This window comes from Exiguobacterium sp. s28 (assembly GCF_018618135.1).
GTDB lineage: Bacteria > Bacillota > Bacilli > Exiguobacteriales > Exiguobacteriaceae > Exiguobacterium > Exiguobacterium mexicanum_A.
Genome location: NZ_JACSLL010000001.1, coordinates 92,480 through 110,923 on the forward strand (window position 1 = coordinate 92,480; position 18,444 = coordinate 110,923).

Genomic DNA, 18,444 nt, shown 5'->3' on the forward strand with positions numbered 1-18,444 from the left:
TCACTTCACGCTGAAGAGCGCTTGACCGTATTCGACTAAATCGCCGTCAGCGACGAGCATCTCGACGATTTCTCCGCTGATTTCCGCCTCGACGTCATTGAACAGCTTCATCGCTTCTAAAATACAGACCACTTGTCCAGCTTCGACACGATCGCCGACTTGGACGTAGGCATCCTTGTCCGGTGCCGGTCGCGAATAGAACGTCCCGACCATTGGTGACGTGATCGTCCGTAGGTTGCTCGGGGCCGCTTCCGGTGTGACTGCTTGCTCCGCCTGAGCGGCCGGTGTAGGTGCAGCGACCGGCGCCGCTTGGGCGACTGGTGTATGATGGGCGGCGAGTTGCGGGGCCGCTTCTTTTTTCAATGATAGTTTAAATTCAGACGTCTCGAGCTCCAACTCGTGGACGGACGTCTGATCGAGCATTGTGATCAGCTCTTTAATATGTTCGATTTGCATGAAATAACCCCCTGTTTATACCTGGTACTAATCTCTACTCTACTATAACTGGTCAGACCAGTGAATGCAACGACAAAAAAAGGGCCCATTCCGAAGAATGGACACCCTTTGCCTTACCCGTTATAGCGGCCCGTGAACTCGCCTGTGCGCGTGTCGACCGTTACTTTTTCGCCTGGCTCGATGAAGAGCGGCACTTGAATGATGTGGCCCGTTTCGACCGTCGCGTTTTTCTTCACGTTCGATGCCGTGTCACCTTTGACGCCTGGATCGGCCTCGACAATCGTCAAGACGACCGTCGTCGGGAGCTCGATGCCGAGAATCTCGCCATCGTAGTCAGCGATGCTCACTTCCATGTTTTCAAGCATGTACGGGAGCGCCGCTTTCACTTGCTCGCCCGTGAGTTCGAGCTGCTCATACGACTCTGTGTCCATGAACACGTACGTGTCGCCCATCGGGTAGAGGTACTGCATACGCTTACGTTCGATGTGGGCACGCTCGATGCGCTCGCCGCCACGGAACGTCGTCTCTTGAATCGCCCCCGTGCGCAAGTTACGCATCTTCGTACGAACGAAAGCCGCGCCTTTACCCGGCTTGACGTGTTGGAATTCGATGACTTGCCAAATCGATCCGTCCGACGTTTTGACCGTTAAGCCTGTTTTTAAATCGTTAACTGATACCATGTTGATTTCCTCCTAAGATGAGCTGAGACTCAAGCCTCAATCGTAATTAACTCTTTTGGCGACTGCGTGAGACGGAAATTGCCAGTCTCAGTGATGACGATATCGTCCTCGATGCGACATCCGCCGATTCCGGCGATGTAGATGCCTGGTTCGACCGTGACGACCATCCCCGGTTCGAGCATCGTCTCCGAACGGAATGACAACCCTGGCGCCTCATGGACTTCCATGCCGAGACCGTGTCCCGTCGAATGCCCAAAGTACTCACCATAACCGGCTTCTTTGATCACATCACGCGTCAACGCGTCCGCCTCGATTCCCGTGATCCCGGCTTTCGTGCCTTCGACACCCGCGAGTTGTGCGCGGAGTACCGTATCATAGATGTTGCGCAACTCGTCTGAGATCTCTCCGACGGCGAGCGTGCGCGTGATGTCCGAGCAGTACCCCTGATAGTAAGCCCCGAAGTCGAGTGTCACGAGTTCGCCTGCCTCGATGACCTTATCACTGGCCACACCGTGCGGCAATGCCGAGCGATGGCCCGATGCAACGATCATATCAAACGACGACGAGTCGGCTCCTTGAGCACGCATGAACATCTCGAGTTCATTCGCGACCTCTTTCTCTGTCCGGCCCGGGCGGATAAACGACTGGATATGGGTGAACGCCGCATCCGCAATCGCCGCAGCTTCCTTCATTATCTTAATCTCTGACTCATCCTTAATCAAGCGTAGCTTTTCGACGATGCCTGATGTCTCGACGAGTTCGGCGTTGACGTCTTTTTCATACGTCCGGAATTGCCCGACCGTCATGTCATCTTGCTCGATACCGAGGCGTGCGACCGCTTCCCGGTCCACGACTTCTGCGACCGACTTGATGAGCGATGTCTTGTGTTCAATGATGTCGAACCCTTTCACTTGGCTCGCGGCCTGTTCCGTGTAGCGGAAGTCGGTGATGAAGCTCGCCGACTTTGGCGTGATCACAAGGACGCCACTCGACCCGGTGAACCCCGACAAGTAGCGGATATTCTTCCGTTTCGTCACGAGCAATCCGTCAATTCCGTTCGCTTCTAGCTGAGCTTGCAGTTTGTTGACCCGTTCAATCATGTCGATTCCTCCAATGTTCGATCAGCGCCTGCAACGCGAGCGTGTAACTCGTCAACCCGAAGCCGCTGATGACGCCGAGACAGACGCCGGCGAGCTTGGATTCATGACGAAACGACTCTCGTGCATGCACGTTCGAGATATGTACTTCGACGACCGGGGCCTTGATGGCGGCGATGGCATCTCGGAGCGCGATTGACGTATGTGTATACGCCCCGGCGTTGAAGATGACCCCCGCATAATCGTACGCTTCGTGTAGCGCGTCGATCAGTTCGCCTTCATGGTTGGATTGGACGAACGTCAACTGGACGTCATCTGGTGCGGCGAGCAACAGCTCCGCTGTCAGTCCCTTCAACGAGACGTCACCATATACGTCCGGTTCACGTCTCCCGAGTAGATTCAAATTCGGCCCATTCAAGACGAGTATGTGCACAAGTCTTCCCCCCTGTTCGTCAAGTCGCCTCTATTGTAACAAATTTAACGGTTGTAGCGACAATTGACGTTCATGTGGTTTCGTTTTTTAGGTGAATCACGGTATAATTCAACTATATAACTGTAGGAATCGAGGAAATGTCATGAAAACTAAACCACTGATCCCCGTTGGAGGCCAAGCGCTTGTGGAAGGCGTCATGTTTCAAGGACGCGCCGAGAGTGCCTCGGCAATCCGCCGGAAGGACGGATCCATCGAGACGTTCGAGCAACCTCGCATCCTCGTCCCCTGGGTCCAATCGTTAAAGAAAGTCCCGTTCCTGCGCGGCGTGGTCGCCTTATACGAATCGCTCAAAAACGGTTCCGCCCACATGAACTTCGCCAGTGATCGCTATGACGTCGACCCGAGCGAGGACGAGGCGACGAAACCGGATGAGAAGAAACAGAACATCTTGATGGTCATCATGATCGCGGTCGTCGGGATCATCTCGTACGTGTTCGGCAAGCTGATTTTTAACGTCACACCGGCCCTGCTCGCCGCCATGTTCCAAAGCGTGCCCGCATTGTCCGGTCACGTGATTCAAAACCTCCTCGAAGGGGGAATAAAATTAGTATTGCTGCTCAGTTACCTCTATTTGATTTCCTTGACACCGCTCATTCGACGCGTGTTTCAATATCACGGCGCTGAACACAAGGTCATCAACTGTTATGAGTCCGGACGACCGATCACCGTCGACAACGTCCGCTCGAGCTCACGCCTCCACTATCGCTGTGGGTCAAGCTTCATCCTGTTCACCGTTTTCGTTGGCATCGGCGTCTATATGGTCGTCCCGATCGACCCGCTCTGGGTCCGACTCGTCAGCCGCATCGCCTTATTACCGGTGGTCATCGGCATCTCGTTCGAGGTGCTCCAATTCACAAACCGTTTTCGTGAACATCGCTTCCTATCCGTCCTCGGCAAGCCGGGACTATCGCTACAGCTGTTGACGACGCGTGAACCAAACGATGAGCAAATCCGCGTCGCCATCGAGGCTTTCGAAACATGGGAACGTTCAGAACTAGGTCAACCGGCCGCGCAAAGAGAGGGATAAAGAGGAGGAAAGCACCATGATCAGACAAAGAATCGGTACGACCGCTGCCACGATCGTGTTCATCTTAGGCTTCATCGGAGTCGGACATATGCTCGCGACCGACCCCGGTCGCTTGTTCAGACAGTTGCTCTTCATCGGTATTTTCGGGTTAATCTTCTATGTGATTTACCGTGTGTTCATGGCTCCTAAAATCTCAGCCGAGGATATGCGGTACCGGAAGACCGCTCAGGCTTCCAAAAAACGGATGCAACGTCCCGGTGCGAACCCTAAAGTGAAACCGTCCGCGACGACGAAAAAGAAAGCGAAACCTGGTTCAAACGTGACGAAACTCTCGAAGCGCCCGGCTCGTTCGACGCATCGTAGCGACGCCCCTCACCTCACCGTCATCGAGGGGAAGAAAGGCAAGAAGAAAAAGAAAGCGAACATGTGAAAACGAACCAGATCGCCACGGGCGACCTGGTTCGTTTTTTATCGTGATTCGGAAGTCAGTCCGTTTCAACGAAACCGATATACGGTAGATTGCGATACTGTTCGGCGTAGTCGATACCGTACCCGATGACGAACTCATCCGGGATCTCGAAGCCGACGTAATCGGCGTCGAGCGTGACGAGTCGGCGGGCCGGCTTGTCGAGAAGTGTACAAATCTTCAATTGCCCCGGTTGATGTAACGTCATATGCTGACATAAGAATTTGAGCGTCTGTCCCGTGTCGATGATGTCTTCGATGATGACGACGTACTTCCCTTCGACATCGAGGTCTAAATCTTTCCGGAGTTGGACGTTCCCGCTCGAAGTCGATTTCTTCCCATAAGAAGACGTCGCCACCGTATCAAGTTGGACACTGCCCGTCATCTGTCTCATCAAATCAGCCGCAAAGACGAGCGACCCTTTCAAGACGGCCACAAGGACGATTGGTGTCCCGGCCGCATCCCGTTCGATTTGTTCAGCGAGTTCCGCCACGCGCTGTTTGATTTGTGCTTCGTCAAACAGTTTCCCTTTGATTTGAATATCCATCATGTCGGCGATTGTTCGCCGTCACCCCCTTATCATTCTTACCAGCACCCATTCTATCACAAAAACAAACCAAAAACAGACTAAAATTCAATTAAAACGTTTCATTGTTCGGTTCTAGAGGCGTTTTGATAAAAAAAGACCGCTCCCGAATCGATTCATCGGTCGCGGTCATCTAGACTCACTCATCGTCGTTCGTATTCAGTTCTTGAAACGCGCGAAACTGGGCCATCAGTTCGGGCTTATCTTCAAAAAATTCGACGAACTGGGTCATGCAATCAAGCGTGTTCGAGCTCAAATGGTGCTCGATCCCTTCGACGTCTTCGTAGACATGGGCCTCGTCGACACCGATCAAACGTAAAAATGATTCGAGCATCGCATGACGCTCGACGAGTCGTTTCCCGATTTTTTGACCTTTTTTCGTCAACATGAGTCCTCTATATTTCTCATAAATCAAATAGTCTTCCCGGTCGAGCTTTTGCACCATTTTCGTGACAGAGGAGGGATGCACCCCTAAATGTTCGGCGATATCGGACACGCGGGCGTATCCTTTCTCGACCATTAGCAAATAAATTCGTTCTAAGTAATCTTCCATACTCGGTGTCGGCATGGGCGTAGCCTCCCCTTATGTTCCGTTCTGCAACCTCTATTTTAACGCAACCACCTAGAAACCGAAAGCAGAACGGGTAAATCCATCAGTCAATCATTGTCTCATGACCTTAAATTCTTTATAATGGATGTTGGTGAAACTTAATAGAGAAAGGGAGAACATCAATGGGAATCGAAACTATCCTCGTCATCATCCTATGGGCTGCGCTCATCGCATACATCGTCTGGCGTTTCTTGCCGGCACGCGGTTTGAAGAAAATGAAACAAGAAGAGTTTCGTGCGTCGCTCCGTAAAGGACAATTGATTGACGTCCGTGAACCGAACGAGTATAAGGGAGGCCACATCGTCGGCGCCCGTAACATCCCGGTCGGCCAATTAAAACTACGCATGAAAGAACTTCGCAAAGATCAGCCGATCCTCATGTATTGCCAAGGCAAGTCGCGTTCGAACCAGGCGGCCAAATTGCTTATGAAAAATGGTTATACCGACATTTACATGCTCGATGGCGGTTTCAAAAACTGGAAAGGGAAAGTCAAGAAAGACTGACCTGCCCACCACGTCCACTCCTCACTCCGAGGAGGGACGTTTTTTTATTTCCAGAAAAAAACCCGCTCACGAATAGTGAGCGGGTTCGGATTCAATTGATTGACGACGGTTGGCGTCGTTCGTATTTGAGCACCGGTTTCCGAGCCGCAAGCGTCTCGTCCAAGCGTTTGACGACCGTCGTATGCGGGGCCGTCTGAACGATTTCCGGATTCTCTTCCGCCTCTTTGACGATTTGGAGCATCGCATCGCAGAAGGCATCGAGTGTCTCTTTCGACTCCGTCTCCGTCGGTTCGACCATGATGCACTCCTCGACGTTGAGCGGGAAGTAAATCGTCGGTGGGTGATAACCGAAATCGAGCAAGCGTTTGGCGATATCGAGCGTCCGAACGCCGAGTGCTTTCTGACGTTTTCCAGACAAGACGAACTCATGCTTGCAGAACGTGTCATACGGCACATCGAACGCATCTTTCAAACGGGCGAACATATAGTTGGCGTTCAATACCGCTTCGCGTGAGACGCGCGTCAACCCTTCCGCACCCATCGTCTTGATGTAGCTATAAGCCCGGACGTTGATCCCGAAGTTGCCATAGAACGGTTTGATGCGACCGATCGATTGCGGGCGATCATAATCGAGCGTGAAGCCAGACTCAGAGCGGCGCGCGATCGGCGTCGGCAAGTACGGAATCAAATCGCGTTTCACCCCGACCGGACCAGAACCCGGCCCGCCACCGCCGTGCGGCCCTGTGAACGTTTTGTGCAAGTTCAAGTGGACGACGTCGAAGCCCATATCCCCAGGACGGGCGATGCCTAGAATCGCGTTCGAGTTAGCACCGTCGTAATACAGTTTGCCGCCGGCCTCGTGCACGACTTTGGCAATCTCTAAAATATCAGCCTCGAACAAACCGAGCGTGTTCGGGTTCGTCAGCATGAGCGCTGCCGTATCCGTCCCGACTTTCGCTTTCAAATCCTCCAAATCGACGAGCCCGCGCTCATCCGACTTGACCGTTACCGTCTCGAAACCGGCGACGACGGCCGAGGCCGGGTTCGTTCCGTGTGCCGAATCAGGCACGAGTACTTTCGTCCGTTCCATATCACCGTTGTGATGGTGGAACGCCTTGATGAGCATGAGACCGGTCCATTCCCCATGGGCCCCGGCTGCAGGTTGCAGGGTCACTTCATCCATGCCAGTGATCTCAGCAAGTTGTTCTTGCAGATCGACCATGAGCTCGAGCGCCCCTTGAATCGACTCGACCGGCTGCAACGGGTGAATATGGGCGAAGCCAGGAAGTCGGGCCATGTCTTCATTCACTTTCGGGTTATATTTCATCGTGCACGAACCGAGCGGATAGAAACCGGAGTCGACTCCGTGGTTACGTGTCGAGAGCGACGTGTAATGGCGTACGACATCGAGTTCAGACACTTCTGGCAGTTCGGCCGCCTCTTGTCGAACCATCGAAGCCGGCAAGAGCGTCTCCAAATCGACTTCCGGTACCGTCGGCGTCGGCAAATTGTAGCCAGTCCGCCCCTCACGTGACACCTCAAAGATAAGCGTTTGTTCGTGTTGCATCAGTTCATCCCCCCAACCACTTCAACAAATAAATCGATTTCTTCTTTCGTTCGAAGCTCCGTCGCACAGAGCAACATCTGGGTCTGACGGTCCGTTTCATACGTCCCGAGCGGCAAACCGCCGATGATACCATTGTCGAGCAGGTGACGCGATACTTGCTCCGCATCGATTCCGAAGTCGACGACGAACTCGTTGAACATCGGTCCTTCATCGATAACCGTATAGCCGGCCGCTTTGAGCGTTTCTTTCATGTAATGGGCCGTTTGAATGTTACGGACGGCCATGTCACGAATCCCGTACTTCCCGAGTGCGGACATCGTGATCGATGCTGCGAGCGCATTGAGCGCTTGGTTCGAGCAAATGTTCGACGTTGCCTTGTCACGACGGATGTGCTGCTCTCGGGCCTGAAGCGTCAAGACGAAGCCGCGCTTGCCATCCTCATCGACCGTCTGTCCGACGAGACGACCCGGAAGTTTGCGCATGAGCGCTTTTTTGACGGCGAAGTATCCACATGACGGGCCGCCGAAGCTTTGCGGAATCCCGAACGGTTGGGCGTCACCGACCGTGATGTCGGCCCCGAGCGCACCCGGCGACTCCAAAATCCCGAGCGCGAGCGGATTGCTCGACACGACGAACAAGGCGCCGGCGTCGTGCGCTGCTTTCGCGAGGGCTGACAAGTCCTCGACGCGTCCATAAAAGTTCGGATATTGGACGACGAGACACGAGGCGTCCGTCAAATCGATGTCTGTCACGTCGGTCAATCCGGCGTTAACGTCCGTATACTCGACCGTGAGCCCTGGCCCACCGGCATACGTCCGGATGACGTCCTTCGCTTCCGGATGGACCGCTCCCGAGACGACGACACGTTTTTTCTTCGTATGGGCACTCGCGAGATACGTTGCTTCAGCGAGGGCTGTGATGCCGTCGTACATCGACGAGTTGGCCACGTCCATGCCCGTCAATTCGCAAATCATCGTTTGGAACTCGAACATCGCTTGGAGTTCACCTTGCGAGATTTCCGGCTGATACGGCGTATAGGCTGTATAGAACTCGGAACGGAGAAGAATGTGGTTCATGACGCTCGGAGAGAGGTGATCGTACATTCCGGCCCCGAGGAAACTCGGAGTCGATTTCGTGTGCACGTTCTTCTCGGCGAGCTTCGTCATATGACGAACAAGGTCAACTTCCGGAAGCGGCGCACCGATGGCCGCTAAAGAAGCCGTCTCCCGGAGCGATGCCGGAATATCTTCGAGTAGGTTTTCAATCGACTCGACGCCGATTGTCTGCAACATGTCACGCTCATCTTGCTCTGTCATCGGTAAATAACGAAACTCCATTCTGTTCATTCTGAATCCCCCTGTATCATTTACGTTTATAGAACGGTGTCGGCACTCGTTCGGCTTCTATTTTTTTGCCCCGAACTTCAACGATAAAGTGTGTCGCCTCCGCGAAACGGCGGTCGACACGCGCCCAGGCGATCGATTCGTTCACCGTCGGCGGCATCGTGCCGGTCGTGACGACACCAATCGTCTCCCCGTCAACTTCGACCGTTGCCCCTTGACGGGCGATGCCGCGCCCAAGCAAGCGTAAGCCGATCAATCGGCGCGGGATATCTTCTTTTTGCTTCACGAGGGCATCCTTACCGACGAAATCGGTATCGAGTTTGACGGCAAAGTTCAAGTTCGCCTCGAACGGCGTGACCGTCTCATCGAGCTCATGCCCGTATAATGGCAAACATGCCTCGAAACGGAGCGTATCGCGGGCCCCGAGTCCGCATGGAGTGACGTTTTCTGCTTCTAACGCCGACCAGATTACGGCCACGTCCTCGGCCCGGGCGTAGAGTTCGAACCCGTCCTCTCCCGTATAGCCACTGCGTGAGACGATGGTCGACACGCCGGCCACGTCGCCGGTCATGAACCGGAAAAATTTGATGTCTGCTAGCGGCAAGTCCGTCAAGCGAGCCAGCACATGTTCGGCCATCGGTCCTTGAATCGCGATTTGACCATAGGCGTCAGACTCATCGGTCACCGTGACGTCACCAGTCACATACTGACGAACGTGGGCCACGTCTTTTTCGATGTTCGAGGCGTTGACGACGAGCCAAAACGCATCTTCATCGAGTCGATAGACGAGCAAATCATCGACGACACCGCCGTCAGGCAAACAGAACAAGTTGTATTGGGCCTGACCAATCTGTAATTTCGAGACGTCATTCGTGACGAGACGTTGCACGCTCTCGAGCGCATCCGGACCTTCGACCCGAATCTCCCCCATATGCGACACATCGAACATGCCGACCTCGTTACGCACCGCCTGATGTTCTTCTTTAATCGATGAGAACATGATCGGCATCTCAAACCCCGCAAAATCCACCATCTTCGCCTTTACGGAAATCAAATCATACAAAGGCGTACGTTTTAACGATACTTTCTCCATATTATCCCCCAATCCCGAACGTAAATAATGTAATGCGTGAAATATTTCGTTTTCTATTCCACTTTATCAATTTTTCATGGCTATGCCTAGCTAAAATGGGCAAAAATAAAGAGGATGGAAAACGAAAACGTTTTCATCCTCATTATTTCATATTTTGGTCTCAGTGGAAACGTCTGGGCGTTCGATTCCAGCTGTCCGTTTAATTTCTTTCGTCAGTCCGATCGTCGCTTGCTTAAGCTCCGTCGTCTCATCTTTCACGTTAACGGAATAGGCCTTCATCTGCTTCACAGAGGCGTTGACCGTATCGACGTGTTGCTTGATTTCATTGACGAGACCTTGGATGACGTTCGCGCGAATCTGGAAACGTTCCGTCAAACGGGTGACCCGCCGCACGTCCGTCTTCATCTTGTTACGGTACAATAAGAACCCATACAAACCGAGCCCGACTAGTGCGAGCACAATGATGCCGAGATTGATCCAAATCATGTATCTTCCTCCTTCAACCGATATAAGGTATGCGCGATTGCTTCTGTGCTGAGCGAGGCGTCAAGCACGTAATCGGCACGCGCGTAGAGCGGCCGCCGACGTTCGTACAACGCTTCGACGGCCGCCTTGCCGTGGCGCACGAGAGGCCGGTCCGAGTCTTTGATTCGGTCCCAACACATCTCATACGGTAGATCAAGTGCGATGACGACACCGTTTTCGCGCATCCAATCGAGATTTTCGTCTCGTTCGACGATTCCGCCGCCTGTCACGATATAGGCAGCGCTCGCCTGTCGCAAAATCTCACTTTCTTGCAGGCGAAACGCTTCCTCCCCGTAACAGTCAAAATATGCGGGGATGTCCATTTGGACGTCCATTTCGAACAGCTCATCCAAATCGACGACGTGATTCGATTTTTCAAGATATCGTTTTAAGCTTGATTTACCTGTACCCATAAACCCGATGATGTAAAACGGTTTAGTCATCGAAATAAATCACCTCTTTATGTCGTTCTCCGGTCTCAAGGCGAATCTCGACCTCGACCGTCCCGCTGCCGAGCGGTCGACAGTTAATCGTCCCGGTCGGTTTTGTCACCGTGACGGCGGACGGACCACAGGACCGTTTGGCGACCATGACGTGTGATTCGAAGCGGATCGCCAAAATATCGAGCGCCAGTCGGTCGGTCGTTCGTTCCATATCAGTATACCAAAACATCGCTCCGCCGAGTAACCACGTCAACACGATTAACGTCGACATCACAAAGTATCCGCGCGCATGCACATCACGCTCTTCTCGCGGGGGCCGGTCGCGTCGGTCCACCGGATGCGAAAACCCTCTCCTACCGGTTCGACCTGATACGTCTCGATTCCTCTTAAAAATAGTAAATTCCCTCCCTCGTCTCCGACCATGACCAAATTGCGATCGATCTGTTTGAGCGTCCACGTCCACGTTGTGTCGTCCGGGCGCACGTATGTGCCGACAAGACGTCCCGATTCGACAACGCAATCCCGGCTATCGAAAAGTTTACGCACGATCAGTTGGGGCGTCGTCGGCACTATTTCTCGTGGTTGCTCATAAAACGCCTGGCCAAGTGCCAACAAGTGAACCGTGAGTCCAATGAACAGCGGGATTAAGAGCAACGTGAAGCTCACTTCAAGTAGCGTGAACCCCCGCTCAAAGCGCCGGGAGACATAGGTCGCCATCACAGATTTCCGTACGTCCGCTCGGTTCGACCGCATCGTGCAACACCTCCCCTTGAAGCCGCTCATAACGCCGAACGGTCGTTTCGAGACGGTCGACCCGTTCCGTCGCGCCCTCGACAAAAGGTGCCACGACCCCGACCCATGCCAGGAGGAGCGCCAGGCTAAGGCAGATTTCCCAAAACGTGATACCTTGTTCATCGCCCTTCAACGCGAAGCACCTCCGGCTCATACGTCCCCATTCTAAACTTCAACGTCACCATCGTCGGTCCCGTATAAAACTTCCACTGCCCTGCATACGTCGCCGCTGTACGTGAGAAGACGATCTCACTTGTGGCCGGGAGACTCATCTCGACCCCATCGGGTACAACGCGCGATGCGATCGGCGTCATCCCACAGGCGATTTGATAGCGCCGTTCTTTTATGTACCACCGTAGACGCGGCACACATGATTCATCGGCGGCGACGTATGGATATTGGCCAACCTCGTTGATATCGCTCACAAGTGCCTCGGTGAAATCAAACAAGGCCAATCGATCCATCGAACGGACGACCGGGGTCGTCATTAACAGCAGGAGCGACAAGATGACGAGGACGGATGCCATCTCGACGAACGTATATCCGTCTTGCCTCATTGTTTTGTCAACGTACCGGTCGTCGGGGCGTACGTGTAGACCATCGATTGACAACTGTACTCGAGCGGACTCTCCGTCGAGGCCCGTTCGATGACCGCCAACGTCTCCGGATAGGATTTGTGTTCCGCATAATACAAGTTGATTTCCGACTCGACAATGCGCACACTCCCTTCACAACTGACACTATCTGCCCGGGATTTCCCGTCTGACATCGAGGGAACGAGCAGTAACAGTAAAACCGAGATGATGAGTAAGACGGCAGCCATTTCAACGAGCGTGAACCCTTGTTCTGATTTGAATCGTGTCATGTTGTTGTTCCTCCTTGTTATAGTTGGGCCATGATCAATTTGACCGGCAAATAAATCGTGTAAAAAATCATTGTCACCATCATCGTCAAAAATCCGTATAATACCGGCTCGGCCTTAGTGATTAGTTGTTTCCAATACAATTCCATCTCTTCAAACACGAGATCACGATGCAACGTCATGATCGATCCCAGCTCACCACTTACCGTACCGACGCCGAAGAGACTGACGACCTCATGCTCGAGCAACCGTTCTTGCCGGGCCGCCTCTTCGAGTTCAAGACCGTCCGACATACGCTCATGGATCCGTCTCGCGATGGCCGCGACTTCCCCGTCACCCCGAGACAAACGCTCGATGATATGACGGACCGAACCTTGCCCTTCACTTAAGAGCGAGAGCTCACTGACGAACAAATACGTGACGTACAGCCGCCTGCCCCGTTCGACGAGACGTAGCGGCAAGAGCCGACCGCGTCTCCCGTTCCAGTAGAGGGCCGCCCCGGTCACGAGCAAGCCGATGAATAGACCCGGGAAAAACCAACGGGACAACAGAATTGCGCTTACCCCATCTAGCGCCGCGACGTCCACCATCGACAGCAATTTCGGGAAAATATAGAGCGCATAAATCGCCCCGAGTCCGAGCAGCATCGTCAAAATCACGAGTGGATACCGCGCTAACTGCTTGAGCTCTTGCTGCAGGTTCCGGCGCATCGTCGACAAGACGAGCACTTGCTCGAGCCCTTCTAAAAAGTGATGGCCCCGCTCCGCCGTGACGAGCATCTCGCGCATTCTTGGATCGGTGACGAGTCCCGAGAACACTTCGGCGAGCGGCCGACCTTGCTCGAGTTGAAGCCGCATGTCCCGAATCACTTGTTTTGCTCTCCCTCGTTCATGAAGCTCAAGTGTTTCGAACGTCTTTTTCAATCCGACACCACGGGCCTGCAGCCTGAGAAAGCGACGGATCGTGAACAAGTCTTTACTCATCTGGTCTCGGACCATGAACAGCTCACCTCCTCTTCGCGGTGCAGGATGCACCAATGACGGGCGACCTCCATCTTGCCGACGAGCTGTTCGAGCCGATGTTCGCCGTCCTCGACACTCGCCGTGTGGAACGTCGCGATCGTCAAATGGCCACTGAGCGCCGCGTCGTGTGCCACCCGCAACTCCTCGCTCGTCCGGATCTCTCCGATGACGATGACGTCTGGGTCGGCCCGAAGTGTCTCTTTCAATAGACTGCGATGGTCAAGTCCCGCTTTCGGGTTGACCTCGAGTTGAATCACTCCCGGCACCTGCTTCTCCGGAGGGTTCTCGATCGTCACGATTCGGCGGCCGCCCAAACTTTGCAAAAATGCGTAGAGGACCGTCGTCTTACCTGCCCCCGTCGCGCCGCCAATCAATAACAATCCCTGCCGGAGCATAGCCAACTTCAAAAAGCGGTTCACATCCTCATCGTCTAGCAACTCGGACAACTGAAACGAGGCGTTCGGGAGTCGCCACGACATAAGCGTATGGTCGAACGAAGGTAAAAACGTGACCCGGATCGCGTCCTCCGTCCCGACGTACATACCAGACTGAGGCACGCGATGATCCGTTTCCGTTAGCGAGCACCAATATTTCATATGTAACGTCAACCGTTCGTAGTCAAACCGTGTCATCGACTCCAGTCGATGCAAGAGCGTCCCGTGGCGAACTTGAATCATCACCTCGTCTCCGTATGGCATAAAATGGACATCGCTCGCATTCAAATTTCGCGCCGCTCCCACGACACGCTCGATCACTCGTTTCATCTCCACCACCTCAATAAGAGCATAAAAAAAAGCCCACTCCTTGGAAAGTGGACTTGTGTCAGGATACGTTTGCAGTTGTTGATTCGAAACGGCGGGCATACGCCTCGATTGTCGCTTTGTCATAGCCGACAATGACTTCGTTGCCATCCGTCAAGATTGGACGTTTCAATAGTTTCGGGTTGTCGCTCATCAATTTGAGCAATTCACTTAGCTTCAAATCTTCGACGTCGATGTCGAGTTGTTTGAACGCCTGACTTCTCGTCGCGAGAAGCGAGTCGACACCGTTTTCACTGAGTGCTAACAGCGTCATCAACTCATCTACCGTCGGGGCGTTCCGGAAGATATGGCGCTCGCTCACCTCGAGGTGTTGCTCTTGTAAAAACGCTTTCGTCTTACGGCATGAGGTACAGCTCGGATACGTATAGAACATCAATTCATTTGCCATTTTAATACCTCCTTTGAAGTTGAGAACCAATTCGTTCGATGTGTGTAAATCGATTATACAACCTTATACCCGTTTTGTACATAGTTTGTACAAGTTTTTTTATTTTTTTTGTACAAGTTTGTACAACCTAATTATTTCACATATTTTTCACGATTATTTTGCTCAATTCACACGTTTCCATAGCATTTTTCTGAATGTGTTGGTAAAATAGTGAATGAGAATGGAATAATGCACGTATGGGGGGATTAACATGGCGAGAATGTTCCGTGTCCTAGGCTTTTGGACTGGGTTGATCGCGGCGCTTGCTTTCGTAGGCGCACTCGGTGGAGATCAAAGCAGTAGCGAACATAGTGGTGACTTCGTCGTAATGGGTCTTGTCTTTTTAGCTCAAACTATTTTCTTCGTCGCACTCGGCTACTTGAAACTCACTGAAAAAACGTATGTATACGTGTTCGGCGCGTATTTGACTGTCTTCTTCGTCGTCTTCACGTATTGGAGTAACTTCCAAATGTAAAAAAAGATTGTCTCCTCGTGAGACAATCTTTTTTTGATTCATCGCTCGAAAAATGGATTCGTCCGGATTTCGGCCTCGAGCGTCGTCTTCGGCCCATGTCCGGAATAGAGCACGGTCTCGCCTGGTAACAGCTGTCGCATCCGATCGATCGATCCGAGCAAAGTGGCCTGGTCGCCACCGTATAAATCGGTCCGTCCGACCGACTGTTTGAAAATCAAATCCCCACAGAAGGCGATGCGTTCCGTCGGGATGTGGAGCGTGACGCTGCCCGGCGAATGACCAGGCGTGTGATGCAACTCAATCGTGAAGGCACCGATTTCGAGCATTTTACCTTGATAGACCCGTTCGGCCGGACGCATCGATGCGCTCGGCAGATGGAACTTCGCCGCCCCGTTCTTCTCGTCGTCCATCAACCACGTCCGTTCCGCTTCATGGACGTACACCGGTACGGCGTAACGATCACGCAGGGCATCGATGCCACCGATATGATCAAAATGGGCGTGTGTCAACAAGATGGCGTTCAAGCCACCGAAGCGTTCGACCGCCTCAAAGAATTTCGGATCGTCCGTACCTGGGTCGACGATGAGGACCGTCCCGTCTTTCTCGAGCACGTATCCGTTCTCTTGGGCCAAGCCCGATGTGATTTTTACAATATTCATTCAGAACACCTCCACATCCCATTCTAATCGATATTGTGGCAAAATTGTAGCGGAGGCTTTCTTTGCTCGACAGCGTGTACATTATCGGATAAAATAATAATGATATTTCAGTGAAATTTTTATGAATTTCATGACGTATAATAAAGGGGGAACTCGTCATGCATTTGTATGAACCATTTGGATGGATCTCGCTCATCGTTGCACTCGTTGCAATCTGGGGAATGGCCCGTTCGTTTAAGAAACGCCAATTCTTTCCACTGGCTTTCGCCGCGGTCACTGTACTCGTATTTGGATTCTTCGGCGTCGCGACATTGATTTACGGTGGAATCCCAGGCTAATGAGCATGAAGACGACCTCGGTCGTCTTTTTTTGTATAACAAACAGCGCCATCCCGGCTTAGCCGGGATGGCGCTGTTTGTTACTGTTCGGTCTGTTCTTTAAAACGAAGCAGATCCGAATAAATCAAGTCATCATTCATTTGGAGAATCTTCTCTGCTTCTTCACTATCCGGTCCACAAAGTGAAACGTCCTCAACGACTTCACCACTCGAGGCGTCATAGCATGTCGATTGCGTCCAGACATACTCCTCGGTGATAACGGTGCCGTCACGGAAGATGGCGCGGCTCGTCCGGTCTTCCGATAACAAGTCGCTACCGAATCCGACCGTGTCCGACGTGTCGATTCCGAGCAAGTGAAGGATCGTCGGTTTCATGTCGACATGACTGCCGATCGTGTCATGTACTTCGCCCTTGGCTTGTCCCGGTAAGTGGACCGCGAACGGGACCGCTTGGAGCTTGGCGACGTCGTATGGCGTCAACTCGTCTTTCCCGAGCAGGTCGGCCATCGCGTCGTTATGGTTCGTCGAGATGCCGTAATGGTCACCGTAGACGACGAAGATCGTGTCATCCCACATACCGTTCGCCTTCAACTCATCGATGAACAACCCGAGCGCGTAATCCTGATACGCGAGCGCCTGCGGGAAGTTGTTGAGCGTCGTCGAGTTCGTCTCGAATTTCGGGACGAGCTCATAGTCTTCGCTCGGCATCGTGTACGGGAAGTGGTTCGTGAGCGTGATGAACTTCGCGTAGAACGGCTCCGGCAACTCTTCGAGCATCGGGATCGACTGTTCGAAGAAACTGTCGTCGAGAAGTCCCCACTCCGTCATATCCTCGGGGTTACCGAGGTCATAACTCTTCTCGTCGAAGAATTGATCAACGCCGATATTTTTATACATCAAGTCCCGGTTCCAGAACGACTTGTTGTTGGCGTGGAACACGGCCGAATAATAGTTGTCTTCCTTGATCAATTCAGGAAGCGCCTGATACTCGTTGTCGGCGTTCGTGAAGTAGACGGCACCACGCGGGAGGCCATAGAGCGAGTTATCGAGCGCGAACTCGGCATCTGACGTCTTCCCTTGTCCGACCGTATGGTAATAGTTCGGCCAGTAGTGGGACTCTTCGATCAATTTGTTCAAGTTCGGCGTGATGTATTCGCCGTTCGAGGCCTTCATGTTGTGCGTGAAGTTTTGGGCCGACTCGAAAGAGACGACGATCACGTTTTTGCCTTTATATTTCCCGAAGTAGTCCGGGTTCGGTGCCGCGTAATGTTGACGGGTGTACTGTTCAATCTTTGCAAGCTCCGACCCATCGGCCATCGCTTTTTGAGCCGATGTCTTCGTTTGAAGCATGGCGTCATAGACGTGGAAGTTGAACGTCCCGATATTCTTGACCAACAGCTCCCGGTCGAACGAACGCGTCAACAGTTCAGGACGTTCCGTTTCAGCGAGCGACAAGTTGAACAAGAAGACGACGACCGCCGTCGCGAACGTCACGAGCGCTCTGCGATGGGAAGCAGCCGTTGCTGTCGCATTAATGCGCCAGAGGATGAACGGCAAGATAAGGACGTCCCCAAGGATGATCAAATCTTTCCACTCCAACAGTGACGTGAACGACGTCGACAACGTCTCCATGTTCGACGGTTGCAAAATGACCGGCATCGTCAAGTAGTCGGTGAACTCGCGGTAATAGACGGCGTCTGCGAATAAGATGAACGACGCCGCAGCATAGAGCATGTACAATACCCATTTCTGCTTGTTTCCTTTAAAGAAGAAACTGAAGGCGAATAGGAATAAAGTGGAGCTGATCGGGCTGATCAGCAAGATGAATGCTTGTGCGGTGTTTTCAATCGGGATATTGAAGAAAAATTGGTAAACTACGTACGTCTTCGTCCAAAGTAATAGCGAAAAGATCCAAAATAACCGATATTCTTGAAACGAAGCGCGGACCGTATCATTCAGTCGCATAGTAAGCTTCGAAAAGCTCTGAGATGACTTCATCTGACGGCCTCCTCCTCTGTTCAACGGGTGACGAGCTCAAACGGAGTCCGTCCCCCTATTTTTTTTATAAGTCCAGTAAGCTTGTTATCCATTTCACGTACGATAACAGTCCGGTATCAAGTCCAAATCTTACCCCTTTTTTAACAAAAAATCAACTCTGTC

The 18,444-nt window shown here is 52.7% G+C and carries 26 protein-coding genes; 5 read left to right on the forward strand and 21 right to left on the reverse strand.

Features of this window, described 5'->3' with window-relative positions:
* From accB to aroQ, 4 genes are all read right to left on the reverse strand, one after another.
* A complete protein-coding gene (gene accB, locus KNP78_RS00500) occupies positions 1 to 456 on the reverse strand; it encodes an acetyl-CoA carboxylase biotin carboxyl carrier protein (RefSeq protein ID WP_214823111.1) in 456 nt (151 codons plus the stop codon).
* Positions 457 to 569: 113 nt separating this feature from the next.
* The gene (gene efp, locus KNP78_RS00505) at positions 570 to 1,136 is read right to left on the reverse strand and encodes an elongation factor P (protein ID WP_021067706.1); all 567 of its coding nucleotides are present in this window, start codon (positions 1,134 to 1,136) and stop codon (positions 570 to 572) included.
* A gap of 29 nt (positions 1,137 to 1,165) precedes the next feature.
* Complete coding sequence (locus KNP78_RS00510) at positions 1,166 to 2,233, reverse strand: M24 family metallopeptidase (RefSeq protein ID WP_371819156.1); 1,068 nt, start codon at positions 2,231 to 2,233, stop codon at positions 1,166 to 1,168.
* Entirely contained in the window at positions 2,229 to 2,666 is a 438-nt protein-coding gene (aroQ, locus tag KNP78_RS00515; RefSeq protein ID WP_034777992.1) for a type II 3-dehydroquinate dehydratase, read from the reverse strand. Before aroQ ends, KNP78_RS00510 begins: the two co-directional genes overlap by 5 nt.
* A 142-nt stretch (positions 2,667 to 2,808) precedes the next feature.
* Here aroQ and KNP78_RS00520 point away from each other — a divergent pair, with 142 nt between their 5' ends.
* Complete coding sequence (locus KNP78_RS00520) at positions 2,809 to 3,753, forward strand: DUF1385 domain-containing protein (RefSeq protein ID WP_214711441.1); 945 nt, start codon at positions 2,809 to 2,811, stop codon at positions 3,751 to 3,753.
* 16 nt (positions 3,754 to 3,769) lie between these two features.
* Entirely contained in the window at positions 3,770 to 4,183 is a 414-nt protein-coding gene (locus tag KNP78_RS00525; protein ID WP_034777995.1) for an SA1362 family protein, read from the forward strand.
* 55 nt (positions 4,184 to 4,238) lie between these two features.
* Here KNP78_RS00525 and hpt read toward each other — a convergent pair whose 3' ends face one another.
* Both hpt and mntR read right to left on the reverse strand, forming a co-directional pair.
* A complete protein-coding gene (hpt, locus tag KNP78_RS00530; protein ID WP_034777998.1) occupies positions 4,239 to 4,766 on the reverse strand; it encodes a hypoxanthine phosphoribosyltransferase in 528 nt (175 codons plus the stop codon).
* Positions 4,767 to 4,944: 178 nt separating this feature from the next.
* Positions 4,945 to 5,373, reverse strand: coding sequence for a transcriptional regulator MntR (gene mntR, locus KNP78_RS00535; protein WP_034778001.1), 429 nt, complete (start codon positions 5,371 to 5,373; stop codon positions 4,945 to 4,947).
* Between the two features lie 164 nt (positions 5,374 to 5,537).
* Here mntR and KNP78_RS00540 point away from each other — a divergent pair, with 164 nt between their 5' ends.
* Positions 5,538 to 5,918: a rhodanese-like domain-containing protein gene (locus tag KNP78_RS00540; RefSeq protein WP_034778003.1), complete on the forward strand. Its 381-nt coding sequence runs from the start codon at positions 5,538 to 5,540 to the stop codon at positions 5,916 to 5,918.
* A gap of 91 nt (positions 5,919 to 6,009) precedes the next feature.
* Here the strand turns inward: KNP78_RS00540 and gcvPB are convergent, their stop codons facing one another.
* From gcvPB to KNP78_RS00605, 13 genes are all read right to left on the reverse strand, one after another.
* The gene (gene gcvPB / locus KNP78_RS00545) at positions 6,010 to 7,485 is read right to left on the reverse strand and encodes an aminomethyl-transferring glycine dehydrogenase subunit GcvPB (RefSeq protein WP_214753118.1); all 1,476 of its coding nucleotides are present in this window, start codon (positions 7,483 to 7,485) and stop codon (positions 6,010 to 6,012) included.
* Positions 7,485 to 8,822 (reverse strand): aminomethyl-transferring glycine dehydrogenase subunit GcvPA, encoded by a 1,338-nt coding sequence (gcvPA, locus tag KNP78_RS00550; RefSeq protein WP_214823226.1) that lies wholly within the window; start codon positions 8,820 to 8,822, stop codon positions 7,485 to 7,487. Before gcvPA ends, gcvPB begins: the two co-directional genes overlap by 1 nt.
* A 25-nt stretch (positions 8,823 to 8,847) precedes the next feature.
* Positions 8,848 to 9,921: a glycine cleavage system aminomethyltransferase GcvT gene (gene gcvT / locus KNP78_RS00555; protein WP_214823113.1), complete on the reverse strand. Its 1,074-nt coding sequence runs from the start codon at positions 9,919 to 9,921 to the stop codon at positions 8,848 to 8,850.
* A 147-nt stretch (positions 9,922 to 10,068) separates the two neighbouring features.
* Positions 10,069 to 10,407 carry a hypothetical protein gene (locus KNP78_RS00560; RefSeq protein WP_214823114.1) on the reverse strand — a complete coding sequence of 113 codons (339 nt, stop codon included), beginning with the start codon at positions 10,405 to 10,407 and terminating at the stop codon, positions 10,069 to 10,071.
* Positions 10,404 to 10,889: a shikimate kinase gene (locus KNP78_RS00565; RefSeq protein ID WP_251128399.1), complete on the reverse strand. Its 486-nt coding sequence runs from the start codon at positions 10,887 to 10,889 to the stop codon at positions 10,404 to 10,406. Before KNP78_RS00565 ends, KNP78_RS00560 begins: the two co-directional genes overlap by 4 nt.
* Positions 10,882 to 11,160: a hypothetical protein gene (locus KNP78_RS00570; protein WP_034778012.1), complete on the reverse strand. Its 279-nt coding sequence runs from the start codon at positions 11,158 to 11,160 to the stop codon at positions 10,882 to 10,884. Before KNP78_RS00570 ends, KNP78_RS00565 begins: the two co-directional genes overlap by 8 nt.
* Positions 11,160 to 11,642: a prepilin-type N-terminal cleavage/methylation domain-containing protein gene (locus KNP78_RS00575; RefSeq protein WP_214823115.1), complete on the reverse strand. Its 483-nt coding sequence runs from the start codon at positions 11,640 to 11,642 to the stop codon at positions 11,160 to 11,162. Before KNP78_RS00575 ends, KNP78_RS00570 begins: the two co-directional genes overlap by 1 nt.
* A complete protein-coding gene (locus KNP78_RS00580; protein WP_214823116.1) occupies positions 11,578 to 11,814 on the reverse strand; it encodes a hypothetical protein in 237 nt (78 codons plus the stop codon). Before KNP78_RS00580 ends, KNP78_RS00575 begins: the two co-directional genes overlap by 65 nt.
* A complete protein-coding gene (locus tag KNP78_RS00585; protein ID WP_138859259.1) occupies positions 11,801 to 12,238 on the reverse strand; it encodes a prepilin-type N-terminal cleavage/methylation domain-containing protein in 438 nt (145 codons plus the stop codon). The genes KNP78_RS00580 and KNP78_RS00585 overlap by 14 nt, the downstream gene beginning before the upstream one ends.
* Positions 12,235 to 12,546 carry a prepilin-type N-terminal cleavage/methylation domain-containing protein gene (locus KNP78_RS00590; RefSeq protein WP_034778021.1) on the reverse strand — a complete coding sequence of 104 codons (312 nt, stop codon included), beginning with the start codon at positions 12,544 to 12,546 and terminating at the stop codon, positions 12,235 to 12,237. The genes KNP78_RS00585 and KNP78_RS00590 overlap by 4 nt, the downstream gene beginning before the upstream one ends.
* A 17-nt stretch (positions 12,547 to 12,563) precedes the next feature.
* The gene (locus KNP78_RS00595) at positions 12,564 to 13,541 is read right to left on the reverse strand and encodes a type II secretion system F family protein (RefSeq protein WP_214823117.1); all 978 of its coding nucleotides are present in this window, start codon (positions 13,539 to 13,541) and stop codon (positions 12,564 to 12,566) included.
* Positions 13,523 to 14,329, reverse strand: coding sequence for an ATPase, T2SS/T4P/T4SS family (locus tag KNP78_RS00600; RefSeq protein ID WP_214706164.1), 807 nt, complete (start codon positions 14,327 to 14,329; stop codon positions 13,523 to 13,525). Before KNP78_RS00600 ends, KNP78_RS00595 begins: the two co-directional genes overlap by 19 nt.
* 58 nt (positions 14,330 to 14,387) lie before the next feature.
* Positions 14,388 to 14,774 carry a Spx/MgsR family RNA polymerase-binding regulatory protein gene (locus KNP78_RS00605; protein ID WP_052090134.1) on the reverse strand — a complete coding sequence of 129 codons (387 nt, stop codon included), beginning with the start codon at positions 14,772 to 14,774 and terminating at the stop codon, positions 14,388 to 14,390.
* Between the two features lie 250 nt (positions 14,775 to 15,024).
* Here KNP78_RS00605 and KNP78_RS00610 point away from each other — a divergent pair, with 250 nt between their 5' ends.
* Positions 15,025 to 15,288 carry a DUF2626 domain-containing protein gene (locus KNP78_RS00610; protein ID WP_021067727.1) on the forward strand — a complete coding sequence of 88 codons (264 nt, stop codon included), beginning with the start codon at positions 15,025 to 15,027 and terminating at the stop codon, positions 15,286 to 15,288.
* Between the two features lie 38 nt (positions 15,289 to 15,326).
* Here KNP78_RS00610 and KNP78_RS00615 read toward each other — a convergent pair whose 3' ends face one another.
* Complete coding sequence (locus KNP78_RS00615; RefSeq protein WP_214823118.1) at positions 15,327 to 15,947, reverse strand: MBL fold metallo-hydrolase; 621 nt, start codon at positions 15,945 to 15,947, stop codon at positions 15,327 to 15,329.
* A 158-nt stretch (positions 15,948 to 16,105) separates the two neighbouring features.
* Here KNP78_RS00615 and KNP78_RS00620 point away from each other — a divergent pair, with 158 nt between their 5' ends.
* The gene (locus tag KNP78_RS00620) at positions 16,106 to 16,285 is read left to right on the forward strand and encodes a DUF2759 domain-containing protein (RefSeq protein ID WP_029595254.1); all 180 of its coding nucleotides are present in this window, start codon (positions 16,106 to 16,108) and stop codon (positions 16,283 to 16,285) included.
* Between the two features lie 80 nt (positions 16,286 to 16,365).
* Here the strand turns inward: KNP78_RS00620 and KNP78_RS00625 are convergent, their stop codons facing one another.
* A complete protein-coding gene (locus KNP78_RS00625) occupies positions 16,366 to 18,282 on the reverse strand; it encodes an LTA synthase family protein (RefSeq protein WP_214753112.1) in 1,917 nt (638 codons plus the stop codon).
* Positions 18,283 to 18,444: the final 162 nt, after the last annotated feature.